Consider the following 14,684-nt stretch of genomic DNA (forward strand, 5'->3'; position numbering starts at 1 on the left):
CAGCTATGAAATCGCCACTAAAAAATTGCGTAAGCAAACACCAATAATTTAAAAGGCGATACCATATGTTACCAATGATAAATAAAATTTAAACATATGAAATTTAATTGGGGAACCGGAATTGTTATTGCTTTTGCTCTTTTTATGACATTTATTTTGTCATACGTTTTTAAAGTGCAATCTAACGATAAATATGATCATGAACTAGTAGTAGAGGATTATTACAAAAAAGAAGCATTAGTTCAAGGCGATATTGAAAAACAAGAAAATGCAAATGCATTAATCAATAAAGTAACAATCGAAAAAACTGCGGAAGGAATGAAAATTCAATTTCCAGCTGATTTTGATTATTCAAAAATAAATGGAAAAGTGTCCTTATACAGACCGTCAAGTCAGAAATTAGATTTTGAAATTCCGATTTCATTATCTAGTCCACATTTGCTCATACCTAAAAGTAATTTTGCTGGCGGTCTTTGGGACATTTCTATTGATTGGGAATACGACGGAGTGAAATATTTGAACAAAAATTCGTTTAGAATGGAATAATTTCTTTCTTTTGAATTTGGAATTTGAAGTTTATGTTATATTCGGCTTTTATATTTGGTTTAATTAGTAGTTTTCACTGCATAGGAATGTGCGGTCCAATTGCTATGATGTTACCAGTAGATAGAAGCAATGAAGCTAAAAAAGTAACTCAGATAATTACGTATCATATAGGAAAACTAACAGCTTATGGTACATTAGGTTTAATTTTTGGACTTTTAGGAAGAACTTTCTATTTAGCCGGAATGCAACAACAACTTTCTATAATCGTTGGGATTTTAATGATTATGGTAGCGATAATTCCAGAACGAGTATTTGCCAAGTACAATTTTTCAAAACCAATTTATAGAATCATTACAAAAGTAAAATCGAGTTTAGGCCAACAGTTTAAAAACAAAAGCTATAAATCGTTATTCACAATTGGATTATTGAATGGTTTTTTACCTTGCGGAATGGTTTATGTAGCGCTTTTTGGAGCAATTGCTATGCAAAGTATTTCATTAAGTGTTTTGTATATGATTTTATTCGGAATAGGAACTATACCAATGCTTGCTGCTGTGGTTTATGTTTCTAATTTACTTTCTTTCTCATTCAGAGGAACGATTCAAAAAGCAATACCGTTAGTAGCGGTTATAATTGGAATGTTATTTATAATAAGAGGTTTAGGGTTAGATATTCCATATTTATCACCAAGTAATATGAGTTTATTTGTGCAACCCGAAGCCAATTGTCATTAAATATTTTAGTTAATAGGGTAGAAGAGTGATGGAGTTTTATGCTTTATCACTCTTTTTTATTATTCTGATTTATAGATTACTTTTTGTAATAAAAATGATAATCCAATAGTAAGTATAGCTCCAATGAAATTCAGCCATAAATAACTTACTACATCTAAATAGAAAATGTAAAATATAGTTAATTGACTAATACAGGCTCCAATAAAAGCGGCTTTTCCTTTGATGTATTTGATATAAAAACCAATCAAGAAAATACCTAATACTGTTCCATAGAAAATAGAACCAATGATGTTTACCAATTGAATTAAATTCTCAAATAACGAACTTATACAAGCAAATCCAATTGCTACAACTCCCCAAAAAACAGTGAAATACTGAGTAGCTACTACATAATGTTTGTCGGATTTACTGCTAACGTTTCTTTTGTAAATATCAATAGCAGAAGTGGCTCCAAGCGAATTTAATCCTGAGGCACTAGAAGACATCGCAGCACTGAAAATAACCGCTAATAACAATCCTAAAAGGCCTTTTGGTAAATAATTTAAGATAAAGTATAGAAATACATAATCTTTGTCATTGGTTTCCGTTTTTTCATCAACTTTAGAAATAACCACTTTAGCTTTTTCTCTTAAATCTTTCTCTTTCAATGAAAGCGCTACCATTTGCTTTTTTAAGATGGGATTATCAAATTCATTATGTTTTAATTGCTCAATATAAATTTGATTTACAATCTTTTTATCGGTGTTAATTTGGGATAACTTTTCTTCTAAGTTTTCGTAATCGGCTTTGTATTTTGAAGTTTTTACTTTTTCAACATTGGTAGGGTTAAAGTGCAATGGGGCATCGTTAAATTGAAAGAAAACAAATACCAAAACACCAGTTAAAAGAATAAAGAATTGCATAGGAACTTTTAATAATCCATTCATGATTAATCCCATTTGGCTTTCTTTTACCGATTTTCCAGATAAATATCTTCCCACTTGCGATTGATCTGTACCAAAATAAGAGAGCATTAAAAAGAATCCACCGGTAATACCACTCCAAAAAGTATAACGTGTTTCTGGATTATAAGAGAAATCTAAAATATCCATTTTTCCATTGGCACCCGCTATATGAAGAACATTGGAGAAATCAACTTCGTGAGGCAAATTCGTTAATATGTAGAAGAAAATAATAAACATTCCCGACATAATGACGAACATTTGTTGCTTTTGGGTTACGTTTACTGCTTTAGTTCCACCAGTTACGGTGTAAACGATCACTAAAATTCCAATGATAATATTCAACATATTTAGGTTCCAACCCAATAATGCCGATAAAATAATCGATGGTGCATAAATAGTAATTCCGGTACCTAATCCTCTTTGTATTAAAAATAAAACAGCCGCTAAAGTCCGGGTTTCGATGTTGAATCGTTGTTCTAAATATTCGTAAGCGGTATATACTTTTAATCGATGATAAATAGGAATAAAAGTATAGGCAATAACAATCATAGCTAAAGGCAATCCAAAATAGAATTGTACAAATCCCATTCCGTCATGATAGGCTTGTCCTGGTGTTGATAAAAAAGTAATAGCACTAGCTTGAGTAGCCATAACTGAAACTCCAACCGTAAACCATGGGGTTTCGTTGTTATCTAATAAATAGTCTTTTACATTGGCACTTCCTTTTGTTTTTAGGATTCCATAAATAACGATAAACGATAAGGTTATTGATAATACTATCCAATCTAATATTTCCATATTACGTATAAATTTCCATTATTAAGTAGAATATTAAAATGTAGATAGCATTTAATATCAGTACAATGCTATAACTTTTTTTCCAACGGTGTTTTTCTTCCATGAATTTTTAGTTTCAAGTTAATTATCTTGTTAAAAATCAAATTATGTATCATTCATCCATCTTCCTTCATCCATCTTCCATCATTTATCCAAAGCAATTAAATTAGCCAATAATCTATAAGCGCCACTCACGCCTTCAGGAAGTTCTCTAAAGAAACTCAATCCGGTGTAAATATAATTTCCTTTTCCGTGTTTGGCGATTAATAATCCACCTTTTTTAGGCGTTTCACCTTCGTCATTAGAGGCTAAAATAGGAATAAATTCTGAACTCCATTCGTTTGGATAATACAATCCTTGCTCTTGAACCCAACCTGTAAAATCTTTTTCCGAAATTTTGTTAGGTTGATTTAATACTTTATGATTCGGTGCCAAGAAAGTAACTTTTGCATTTTCATCAGTAACGCGATCTCTTGAAATTTTTAATTGATAAGGTGCTATTTCTTTGGTAATCAGGTTGTTTGTTGTGTTGTATTGTACGATAACATTTCCACCATTAGCCACATAATCAAACAATATTTTATTTTTAAATTTCAATTCGTCCACCACATTAAAAGCGCGAATTCCTAGAATTATAGCATCAAAAGATTTTAAATTCTCTGTTGTAATATCGTTCGGATTCAAATTGGTAACTTGGAAACCTAAGTTCTCTAAATTTTTATTCACTTCGTCTCCAGCCCCCATAATATAACCAATATTTTTACCTTTTGTAGCAATATCTAATTTCACCACTTTAGATTCAGAAGTCACTAAAATGGTTTGTTTTGGAATGTGTGAATATTGAATCGTAACTAATTCTTTATCTAATATTCCATTTGAAGTCGTAATTTGGGCTACTAATTTTGAAGTAACTTCAGGCTTAGTTGGATATACTTTAAAAGTAAAATTACGTTCTTCATTTTTTGCTGCTATTGTAAACGGAATTTCTTTTGGTTCAATTTTCCAATCTTGTGGAATTACTAACGACAATTTTCCTGAAGCATTAGCTTTATGCGCTTTTACTTTGACTGTAATTTCTTTTGGTTGCGTAGCGTTAATAATAACAACTTTTGGCTCAATGGAAGACGTAAATTCAGGTAAAATCGTGAAAGGAACATAGGTTTCACCGTCATCTGGATTATTGAATTTATAGCAAATATTCTTTACAAATTCGATGGTTTTTCCTTCAATTTCCAAAGTAAAAATTACAGGAAATGATGAGGATATTTCAGGTAAAATACGAATAGATTTATCCGAAACTTGATACATTCCTTCGGTTTGTTGTTCTTTTAACCAAAATAAGTTCGAATAATCAACGGCATTTCCAACAACAACATCTTTGAACTGAAAACTTACTTTTTCGTTGTTTTTCAAAGGTTTATTTTGAGTTTCACTCTTAATATTCAATGCGTTAACCGAAATTAATTTTACATTCGATTGACTTCGATTAATTACTTCTAATTGAAGATTAAATTTACTGTCTTTCGTAATCGTTTCTGTGTCCGCAACCGCTTCCATAAACAAACCACTACATGATTCAATGATTTTAATGATTTGTTTCGATTTGATTTCTTTCCAATGTGTATCTTCTAATTTTTGAATCAAATCATACGCTTTAATCAAATTCGGAATATGAACGGAAGGATTTCCAAAATTGAAATTCTTTTCGATTTCATACAAAATTTTACCAATTTCATTTCCGCCATTTACTCGATTCCATGAGGTATCGATTCCTTCAAAAAGATTCGTATTGCTTGGTAAATCTCCTTTTAGTAATTCTAAATATTCGGTTTCATTGCCACGAGTTCCCAAAGTTCCAAAACCTTGACATTTGTGTTGGCTTCGACTTAAAGCAGCGATTTCATTATTACTTTTCCCTTTTAGCGGATAAAAAACATTGGAATTTATGGCTAATAATTTCGATTTATCGGCAGCATCAAACGCTTCCTGGCTACCATAAAACCACCATGATGTGTTGAAAAAAATGCGTTTAGGTTTGTTGTATACCAAATCATATGCATCCAAACTCAACATAGCCGAAGCCGTGTGGTGCCCGTGTGTAGTTCCTGGCGTATTATGTGCAAAACGATTTATGACAATATCAGGTCGAAACGTTTCAATTACTTGGATTACATCTTCCATGACTTCATTTTTGTTCCAAATCGAAAAAGTTTCATTTGGTTCTTTTGAAAACCCAAAGTCATTAGCTCGGGTAAAATACTGTTCGCCACCATCAATTCTTCTGGCAGCTAAAAGTTCTTGCGTTCTTATGGCACCCAATTTCTCTCTTAATTCGGTCCCAATTAAATTTTGTCCACCATCACCACGAGTTAAAGACAAATACGCAGTTTGCGCGTGATAATGATTTGAAAAATAGGTGATAAGCTTGGTGTTTTCATCATCAGGATGAGCCGCAACATACAATACTTTTCCTAAAAAATTCAGTTTTTGAAGTTGTTCATAAATTTCAACTGAATTCAGTTTTTGAGGCGCTTGAGCAATTGCTGCTATTGAGATAAAAAATATAAATAATGAAGTAATGCTTCGTTTCATTGCAAAGGTTTTGTTTCAAAAATAAGGAAATAAAAAAAAGGAAGTTTTATTCGCTTCCTTTTTAACAGTTTTTTATAAGTTGGTCTAATCAAAAAATTCTTTTTCTTCAATTGGTTGATTTACAATCGATATCCCTTTTTGCATTAAAAGGTTGTTAGGATAGGTAATAATTTCACCACCATTTGTTTTTAAAATAATGTAAAATGCTTTGATATCTTCGATTTCTCCTTCAACTGGATATTCTTTATCGTGAATTTTTATTTTATCACCAATTTTAAAAGGATAGGAGAAAAAGATAATAATTCCGGCCGTTATGTTGCTTAAAATTGACCATTGGGCAAACGAAGCTACCCCTACAACAGCAAATACAGACGAAATAAATAATAAAATTTGGTCTTTTTTAACCCCCCAAATAATGGTTATAGAGGTCAAAGCTAAAATACCTAGAAGTAAATTAATGTATTTGATAATCAAGTTGGTACGATGTTCTAAAACTTCATTCAATCTTGCAAATCGATTCACAACCTTTACGATACTAAATCGTAAAATAAGATATACTAGGATTACGACAAGTGTTCCTATTTCTTCGTGTAAATAAGGATTATCAATAAATTTCAGCATAATTCATTAATTTTTGAAATAACATTTCGGTTGGTAAACCTACGACATTGGTATACGATCCTTCAATTTTTGATATTCCTACTAAACCAATCCAATCTTGAATTCCGTAACTTCCTGCTTTGTCAAAGGGCTTGTAATGTTCTAAATAATAACGAATGGCTTCATCCGATAAATTACTAAAAGTTACTTTGGTCACACAGTGAAAAACTTCTGTTTTATCAATTGATTTCAAACAAACAGATGTTATAACTTCATGCGTTTGATTCGCTAATTGTTGCAACATTTGAAAAGCATCATCATAATCTTTTGGTTTGCCTAAAGCTTTTCCATTCAACCAAACAATAGTATCACTTGTCACTAAAATATCATTTTCTTCCAATTCATTTTCAAAAGCACTGGCTTTTAATTTGGCTAAGAAATTGGTGATTTCCTCCGCTTGTAAATGTTCGGGATAGATTTCTTCAATTTCTTTAAGACGAATGGAATAATGCAAATCCATTTCCTTAAAAAACTGTTGTCTTCTTGGCGAACCGGAAGCTAAAATGATATTGATTTTATTTAATTTTTCTTTAAGCATGTTTTAAATTGAAAACAATTACAGCTATTGAAATAATGCCGAAGAACAAGACTATTTTTAATACCAAACTTAAATGATGAAACTCTTTTTTATTTGATGCATTAAGTAATTTAACTCCAAAATATAATAAGGGGCCAATAATTAAAAGTAATGCGTAATAAATAACAAAATCAAGTTCAAATAAGTTAACTTTTACATAGTAGGCTAATATACCAATGGAAATTGCAGTTATAATTCCAACAATGATTTTTGTTTTTTTAATACCTATTGCAATAGGAAGCGTATTGATTCCGGTTTGATAGTCACCATCCATATCTTCCATATCTTTTACAATTTCACGAATAAAATTGATAAGAAAGGCAAAAACGGCATAATCAATTATGATGCTAAATATTTCGCTCATTCTACTTCTATTAGCATCATAAGTAGCTGGAAATACATCAAATAATGCTATAATGATGATGCTTATCGAAAGTAATAAAGCCACAACTATATTACCTACAACCGGAATTTGTTTCAAGTTAGTAGCGTAAACATAAAGTAATGTGGCTACTAAAATAAATAGGGAAGCAAATGTAGGTTTGTAAATCACATTAGACAGATAAAACCCAATTCCAACACCCACAATTGTTAACCCAATATACCAATTATAGGCAGTTGCTTCAGAAATGGAGACACCTACAACACGGTTTTGAGGTTTCGCAATTTCGTCAGTATCTTGATCCATTATATTATTGATGACATATCCACCAGCTGCAATACAAACAGTTGAAATGATTAACAATATGTAGTTAAAATCCGTTAGTGCTAAATAAATATTAGATTCTTTTAAAAATAAAAAACGAAATACCAATTGCATAAAAGCAAGCATTAGTAAATTTTGGTATCGAATTAGTTTTAAGTATTTCATGATTGTTTTTTTGTTTCAGGTTTCAGGTTTCAAGTTTTTTAGAACACGGATTAAATCTCTTATGAACTTTTATTGAAGTGAAATATAGCTTAAGTTTTACTTCAATGACTCAAATGTTTTAATTTTTTATTTCAGGTTTATACACAAAGCTAAAAGAGTTATTTTGGCGTGCTTTGCGTAAAATCTTTGCGCCCTTTGCGTTAAAACAAACTTTTAATCAAACTTGGCATCAAAATGTTCCATCCATTTGCCTTGTACTTTCATTACTTGTTCAATTACATCACGAACGGCACCTTTTCCACCTTCTACATGGGATACATATTTCGAAATTCCTTTGATTTCTGGCACTGCGTTTTGCGGACACGTTGGTAAACCTACTAATTGCATTACATGATAATCTGGAATATCATCTCCCATGTATAACACATTTTCAGGTTGGATATTGTATATATCTGTAAATTCTTTGAAGGTTTCTACTTTATTAGGTACGCCTAAGTGAATATCAGTAATTCCTAAATTTCGCAAACGAACGCGAACCCCTTCATTACTTCCACCCGAAATAATACAAACCGTATAACCATTTTCTACAGCGGCTTTCATCGCATAGCCATCTCTAATGTTCATATTACGAAGCATTTCACCTGTTGGTGTTATGTGAATACTTCCATCGGTTAACACTCCATCTACATCGAAGATGAAAGTGGTGATTTGGTTCATGATTTCTTTATAACTTTTTGACATGTTGTATCGATTGTGTAAGTAATTGATAAAGGTTTTTATATTCTGGATTTTCTATAAAATCTATATGTTTTTCAATGGTTTTGGTATCGTTTCGTAATGCTGGACCTGTTTGTGCTTCTCTTGGTGAAAGTTCTGTTATTTTATGAGCCGTTTCCTGAATTAACGGATGTAAAACCTCAAAAGGCACATTGTTTTCTTCGCAAATTTCATTTCCAATTTCATACAAATGATTCACAAAATTACAAACAAAAACAGCGGCCACGTGCAAACTTTTACGTTGTTCCGAAGAAATGTGAACCACTTTTTGCGAAATGCAATTGCCTAATTTTTCTAATAGTTCATAATCGGATTCATTTTCCGCTTCTAAACAAATAGGAATAGGAGTGAAGTCGATATCCTTACCTTTAGTGAAGGTTTGCAATGGATAAAAAACACCTTTACGATTCTTCTCATTTAAAACCGAGATATTAGACGAACCCGAAGTATGCACCACCAAACGATTTTCAAACGGCAATTTAGCAGAAACTTCCGCAATAGCATTATCTGAAACCGAAATTATGTACAAATCGGCTTCTGTAATTTTTTGATAATCAGCAGTAATTTTTTCCTCAGCAAGCAAATGCGATAAATGACTTGGGTTACGAGCAAATGCTTGTACCAAATCAACTTCTTTACTTTGTAACAACACCTGAATTAAGTGCTGCGCCACATTTCCTGAACCTATTAAAACTACTTTTATCATGTGGTAAAAATAGTGAATTTTGAGGAGAATTTGCAACAAAAAAGCCTGACTCAATTGAATCAAGCGTTTTATTATGTAAACTGATACTGTAAACTAAATACTATCTCAAGCTCGCGCCCAACTGACTTTCAAAATTACTTTGAAGTTTACTCATAATTTTATCAATTTGAGTATCAGTTAGCGTTTTAGAATCATCTTGTAAAATGAAACTTATGGCGTAGGATTTTTTTCCTTCTGGTAAGTTTTTTCCTTGATAAACGTCAAACAAATTCACGTCTTTTAATAAGCCTTTTTCTGTTTGTTTTGCAATCGTATAGATTTGTTCAAAAGCTACATTTTCGTCTAATAATAAGGCTAAATCTCTACGAACTTCAGGATATTTAGGAATATCACTAAATTTAATTTTGTTTGATACGTATTTTTGAATTTTATCCCAAGCAAAATCAGCATATAACACTTCTTGTTTGATGTCGAAATGTTTTAAAACCGATTTTTTAACTGTTCCGAATTCTACAATTATTTCTTTACCAACTGCTAATGCTAATCCTTCTGCAAATACATCATTTTCAAAAGGTAATGACGTTACTTTTTTATCTAATCCAAAACGACTTAAAACAGTATTGATATAACCTTTAAATAAGAAAAAGTCAGATTTTGATTGTGGATTTGTCCAACTTTCGTTTTGACGACTTCCAGTTACTAAAAGTGTTAAATGTTTATTTTCTTCATAACCACCTGGTAATTTGTGGTAGCTTTTTCCAAATTCAAAGAATTTTAAATCGCTTCTTTTTCTATTGATATTGAACGAAACTGCTTCTAATCCAGAAAATAATAACGATTGACGCATTGCTGATAAATCGCTACTTAACGGATTTAACATCATTACATTGAATTCTTCTTTTAAATTATCAGAAAGTTTAACGTAATCTGGCGTAGTTAAAGAATTTGCCATCATTTCGTTAAATCCTAACGAACACAATTGGTTAGCAATAATATTTTGAACTTTAAACTCTTCTGTTCTAGAAGAATAAGCAGTTGTAGCATTTACTTTTGATGGAATTTTGATGTTGTTGTAACCGTAAACACGTAAAATTTCTTCAATAACATCAATTTCGCGAGTAACATCAACACGATAAGAAGGAATAGTTAATCCTAAACCAGCTTCGGTAATACTATTTACTTTAATATCTAAAGAAGCTAAAATCTTTTTAATCGTTTCTGGTTTAATTTCCTCTCCAATGATTTTATTCACTTTGTTGAAATGAATAAATACGCTGAAATCTTCAATCTTTTTAGGATAAATATCAATAATATCCGAAGTAATTTCACCACCTGCCACTTCTTGAATTAACAAAGCCGCACGTTTTAAAGCATATTCCGTAATACTTGGATCAATTCCTCTTTCAAAACGGAAAGAAGCATCAGTACTTAAAGTATGTCTTTTTGCTGTTTTTCTAACCGAAACCGGATTGAAATAAGCACTTTCCAAGAAAATAGCTTGTGTACTTTCAGAAACTCCTGAAGATTTTCCTCCAAAAACACCTGCAATACACATTGGCCCATTTTCATTACAAATCATTAAATCTTCTTCATGAAGCGTACGTTCAATATCATCTAATGTTACAAATTTAGTCCCTGCAGGAACAGTTTTTACAATTACTTTGTTGCCCTTGATTTGAGCCGCATCAAAAGCGTGTAAAGGTTGTCCTAATTCATGTAAAACATAGTTTGTAACGTCAACTACGTTATTTTTTGGAGTTAATCCAATGGCTTTTAAACGGTTTTGTAACCATGAAGGAGAAGGTTTTACTTCAATTCCTGAAATAGTTACCCCACAATATCTTGGAGCTAATTTGTCGTTTTCAACTTTTACATCGATTTTTAAAGTACGTTTTTCTACTTTAAATTTACTTACCGATGGCGTAATCAATTCCGATGTAGTTCCTTTTTGTAACAATCCTGCACGTAAATCGCGAGCTACACCCATATGAGACATAGCATCAGCACGGTTTGGTGTTAAACCAATTTCGAATACTTCGTCTGTTTCAATTTGGAATACTTTTGAAGCTAAAGTTCCTGGTTTTAAATCTTCGTTTAAAATCATAATTCCGTCATGACTTTCTCCAAGACCTAATTCGTCTTCAGCACAAATCATTCCGTGACTTTCTTGTCCTCGGATTTTCCCTTTTTTAATTTCGAATGCGTTTCCTTCTTTGTCAAATAACTTGGTACCAATAGTTGCCACAGGAACTTTTTGACCCGCTGCTACGTTTGGAGCACCACAAACAATTTGAACAGGAGCATTTCCGTCACCTAAATCAACCGTTGTGATTTTTAGTTTATCAGCATCAGGATGTTTTTCGCAAGTAAGTACATGTCCTACAACAACTCCTTGTAAACCTCCTTTTAAACTTTCATATTTATCTACACCTTCAACTTCTAAACCTAAATCGGTAAGAATGTCGGCAATTTCTTCAGATTTTAAATCGGTTTTAATGAACTGTTTTAACCAATTGTAAGATATACGCATTTTGTATCGATTTTTAAAACGGCAAAGATACTTTATAAAATTAGAATTTTGAAATTAGAATTTAGAAATTTTGAATTTCAACCTTCGAAAATATATTTTAGTTTTTGTTAATAATTTGATAATTAATGATTCTAAAAAATTTTAAATATTTATTTTTTACACGTTAAAATTTTATTAATATCAATTTTGTGCTATTAAATGAAATAATTGTGCTATTCTAAAATAAGAATTGAAACTAATTTTGAGAAACAAACCTAAAATCAAAATTATGAGTAATTTAGTTCAAAGACCCCAATTAAAAGAAAAGTACGATAATTATATCAACGGAAAATGGACTGCTCCTTCAACTGGACAGTATTTCGAAGTATTATCTCCAGTAGATGGAAAATTAATGTCGAAAGCGGCACATTCAGCAAAATTAGACATTGAAATGGCAGTAAATGCAGCTGACGAAGCTTTCAAAACATTCAGTCAAACTTCGGCTACGGAGAGAAGTATTATGTTGAACAAAATCGCAGATCGAATTGAAGCCAATTTGGATTACATAGCTGCGGTTGAAACTTTAGACAACGGTAAAGCTATTCGCGAAACTATGGCAGCTGATATTCCGTTAGCTATTGATCATTTTAGATATTTTGCTAGTGTAATTCGTGCTGAAGAAGGTTCGATTACCGAATTAGATAAAGACACTGTTTCTATCATTGTTCATGAGCCAATAGGAGTTATAGCTCAAATCATTCCTTGGAACTTCCCAATTTTAATGGCCGTTTGGAAATTGGCTCCAGCTTTAGCTGCGGGTAATTGTGTTGTGTTAAAACCTGCAGAAAGCACACCAATTTCGATTATGGTATTAATGGAACTAATTGGAGATTTAATTCCTGCAGGTGTAGTGAATGTTATTAACGGATTTGGTGCTGAGTTAGGAAGAACATTAGTAACCAATCCTAAAGTTGCAAAAGCTGCCTTTACAGGTTCAACAGCAACAGGTAGAATGGTAATGCAATATGCTACAGAAAACATTATTCCAGTTACATTAGAATTAGGTGGAAAATCACCAAATATTTTCTTTCCATCAGTTATGGATGCTGATGATGAATTTTTAGATAAAGCATTAGAAGGCGTTGCTCTTTTTGCTTTAAATCAAGGTGAAGTTTGTACGTGTCCGTCAAGATTGTTAATCCACGAATCGATTTATGATAAATTCATTGAAAGAGTATTAGAACGCGTTAAAGCAATTAAAACAGGAAATCCATTAGATCCAACAGTGATGATGGGAGCTCAAGCTTCTCAAATTCAAAAAGATAAAATTCTTTCGTACATTAAATTAGGTAAAGAAGAAGGTGCTGAATTGTTATGTGGTGGTGATGTGAATCATTTAGGTGGCGATTTAGAAGGAGGATATTACATTCAACCTACGTTATTCAAAGGACACAACAAAATGCGTATTTTCCAAGAAGAGATTTTCGGTCCAGTGTTAGCGGTTACCACTTTCAAAACTACAGAGGAAGCTTTAGAAATTGCTAACGATACCATGTACGGATTAGGAGCAGGTGTTTGGACACGTGATGCACATGAATTATATCAAGTACCAAGAGCTATTCAAGCGGGTCGTGTTTGGGTAAACCAATATCATGCTTATCCAGCTGGAGCGCCATTTGGAGGTTATAAACAATCAGGAATTGGTAGAGAAAATCACAAAATGATGTTAGACCATTACCGTCAAACTAAAAACATGTTGATTTCTTATAACAAAAACAAATTAGGTTTCTTTTAGTAGATGATAGACGAACCCAGTGTAATACTGGGTTTGTTTTTTAAAAATACATAGACACAATAGTTATGCTTTGAGTTAATTTTTAGGCGTTTAACTCTACATAGTGCGCATAGAATTTAACGTAAATGGAAAAAAAACTTGGTGTTACTTTGTGTTGAACTTTGTGAAACTTTGTGTAATTTTTCAAAATATGGAAAAAATAAAACGATTAGATGCTACCGAAAAAGCACTTGAACTAATTACCATGCTTTCTGAAAAGTTTGGCGATTTGATGTTTTATCAAGCTGGTGGCTGTTGCGAAGGAACCCAACCGCAATGTTTTGAAAAAGGCGGATTTTATTTGCGTTATGGCGATGTTTGTATTGGAAAAATTCTAGGTTTTGAATTTTGGGTCGACAAAGATTTGTTTGAATATTGGAAACACGCACATTTTACACTAGATGTAACCGATGGAATAGGAGCAGGCGGATTTTCATTAGAAACCCCTTACGGAAAAACATTCAAAGTAAATTACAGATTATTTACCGAAGAAGAAGTTCAGAATTTGGAAGAAATCAGATTGAATGAATAGATTAGCCAATCCATCCTTCAATAATTTTAACAAATTCCCATTTTCCATTTTTAAATTCATATAAATCCATACTTCCACCTGGATAGAAACTATATGAAATAATTGCTTTGTCAAAAGTTTCATTGAAAATTGGGGGAGAAAAACTAAACCAACCTTTTGGGCAAATTTTTGTCAATTCGTCTAATTTATCAAAACCTTTATATTTTTTTAAAAGAGAAAATAATTCTTCTTTTTTCAAAATTTTGTAGTTCTTATTTAAGGATTCATCAAGAGTATAAAACTTGCTTAATTCATTTGAATTTTTTAGAAAAGTATCATTGATATTTAACTCATTTAAAATGATTTTTTTATAATTTCTTTTTGGATTGTCTGTTGATAATGTTTGAATTGTAGATTCGTTAGTATCAGGTTCTATGATACAACTACATTCACTTTCATTATTAACCAATATTTGGTTAATTAGTTCATTTGACTTTTCTTGGTATACTGTAAGTTTATCTTCTTTTGTACAGCTTAATAAAGTTGTAAATAATGCTATTAGAATACTATTTTTTAAATTCATAAA

Annotated in this window: 13 protein-coding genes; 4 read left to right on the forward strand and 9 right to left on the reverse strand. The window is 31.7% G+C overall.

Features of this window, described 5'->3' with window-relative positions:
* The first annotated feature begins 96 nt into the window (after positions 1-96).
* The gene (locus LOS86_RS05965) at positions 97-546 is read left to right on the forward strand and encodes a FixH family protein (protein ID WP_231843706.1); all 450 of its coding nucleotides are present in this window, start codon (positions 97-99) and stop codon (positions 544-546) included.
* A 32-nt stretch (positions 547-578) separates the two neighbouring features.
* Positions 579-1,280 (forward strand): sulfite exporter TauE/SafE family protein, encoded by a 702-nt coding sequence (locus tag LOS86_RS05970; RefSeq protein ID WP_231843707.1) that lies wholly within the window; start codon positions 579-581, stop codon positions 1,278-1,280.
* A gap of 59 nt (positions 1,281-1,339) precedes the next feature.
* Here the strand turns inward: LOS86_RS05970 and LOS86_RS05975 are convergent, their stop codons facing one another.
* The 8 genes from LOS86_RS05975 to pheT form a co-directional block, all read right to left on the reverse strand.
* The gene (locus LOS86_RS05975; RefSeq protein WP_231843708.1) at positions 1,340-3,022 is read right to left on the reverse strand and encodes a sodium:solute symporter family protein; all 1,683 of its coding nucleotides are present in this window, start codon (positions 3,020-3,022) and stop codon (positions 1,340-1,342) included.
* A gap of 183 nt (positions 3,023-3,205) precedes the next feature.
* On the reverse strand, positions 3,206-5,653 hold the full coding sequence (locus LOS86_RS05980) for a PIG-L family deacetylase (RefSeq protein WP_231843709.1): 2,448 nt from the start codon (positions 5,651-5,653) through the stop codon (positions 3,206-3,208).
* A gap of 84 nt (positions 5,654-5,737) precedes the next feature.
* The gene (locus tag LOS86_RS05985) at positions 5,738-6,274 is read right to left on the reverse strand and encodes a mechanosensitive ion channel domain-containing protein (RefSeq protein WP_231843710.1); all 537 of its coding nucleotides are present in this window, start codon (positions 6,272-6,274) and stop codon (positions 5,738-5,740) included.
* Positions 6,258-6,851, reverse strand: coding sequence for a Maf-like protein (locus LOS86_RS05990; protein ID WP_231843711.1), 594 nt, complete (start codon positions 6,849-6,851; stop codon positions 6,258-6,260). The genes LOS86_RS05985 and LOS86_RS05990 overlap by 17 nt, the downstream gene beginning before the upstream one ends.
* The gene (locus LOS86_RS05995) at positions 6,844-7,761 is read right to left on the reverse strand and encodes a geranylgeranylglycerol-phosphate geranylgeranyltransferase (RefSeq protein ID WP_231843712.1); all 918 of its coding nucleotides are present in this window, start codon (positions 7,759-7,761) and stop codon (positions 6,844-6,846) included. The genes LOS86_RS05990 and LOS86_RS05995 overlap by 8 nt, the downstream gene beginning before the upstream one ends.
* A gap of 213 nt (positions 7,762-7,974) precedes the next feature.
* The gene (locus LOS86_RS06000) at positions 7,975-8,502 is read right to left on the reverse strand and encodes a KdsC family phosphatase (RefSeq protein ID WP_231843713.1); all 528 of its coding nucleotides are present in this window, start codon (positions 8,500-8,502) and stop codon (positions 7,975-7,977) included.
* Entirely contained in the window at positions 8,486-9,244 is a 759-nt protein-coding gene (locus LOS86_RS06005; RefSeq protein ID WP_231843714.1) for a Rossmann-like and DUF2520 domain-containing protein, read from the reverse strand. Before LOS86_RS06005 ends, LOS86_RS06000 begins: the two co-directional genes overlap by 17 nt.
* A gap of 100 nt (positions 9,245-9,344) precedes the next feature.
* Entirely contained in the window at positions 9,345-11,774 is a 2,430-nt protein-coding gene (gene pheT, locus LOS86_RS06010) for a phenylalanine--tRNA ligase subunit beta (RefSeq protein WP_231843715.1), read from the reverse strand.
* Positions 11,775-12,042: 268 nt separating this feature from the next.
* On the opposite strand from pheT, the gene LOS86_RS06015 reads away from it, so the two are divergent.
* Together LOS86_RS06015 and LOS86_RS06020 are read left to right on the forward strand one after the other, a co-directional pair.
* Positions 12,043-13,548 carry an aldehyde dehydrogenase family protein gene (locus tag LOS86_RS06015; protein WP_231843716.1) on the forward strand — a complete coding sequence of 502 codons (1,506 nt, stop codon included), beginning with the start codon at positions 12,043-12,045 and terminating at the stop codon, positions 13,546-13,548.
* 190 nt (positions 13,549-13,738) lie between these two features.
* On the forward strand, positions 13,739-14,119 hold the full coding sequence (locus LOS86_RS06020) for a DUF779 domain-containing protein (protein ID WP_231843717.1): 381 nt from the start codon (positions 13,739-13,741) through the stop codon (positions 14,117-14,119).
* 1 nt (position 14,120) lies between these two features.
* Here LOS86_RS06020 and LOS86_RS06025 read toward each other — a convergent pair whose 3' ends face one another.
* Positions 14,121-14,681, reverse strand: coding sequence for a hypothetical protein (locus tag LOS86_RS06025; protein ID WP_231843718.1), 561 nt, complete (start codon positions 14,679-14,681; stop codon positions 14,121-14,123).
* Positions 14,682-14,684: the final 3 nt, after the last annotated feature.

The organism is Flavobacterium cyclinae (assembly GCF_021172145.1).
Taxonomy (GTDB): Bacteria; Bacteroidota; Bacteroidia; order Flavobacteriales; family Flavobacteriaceae; genus Flavobacterium; species Flavobacterium cyclinae.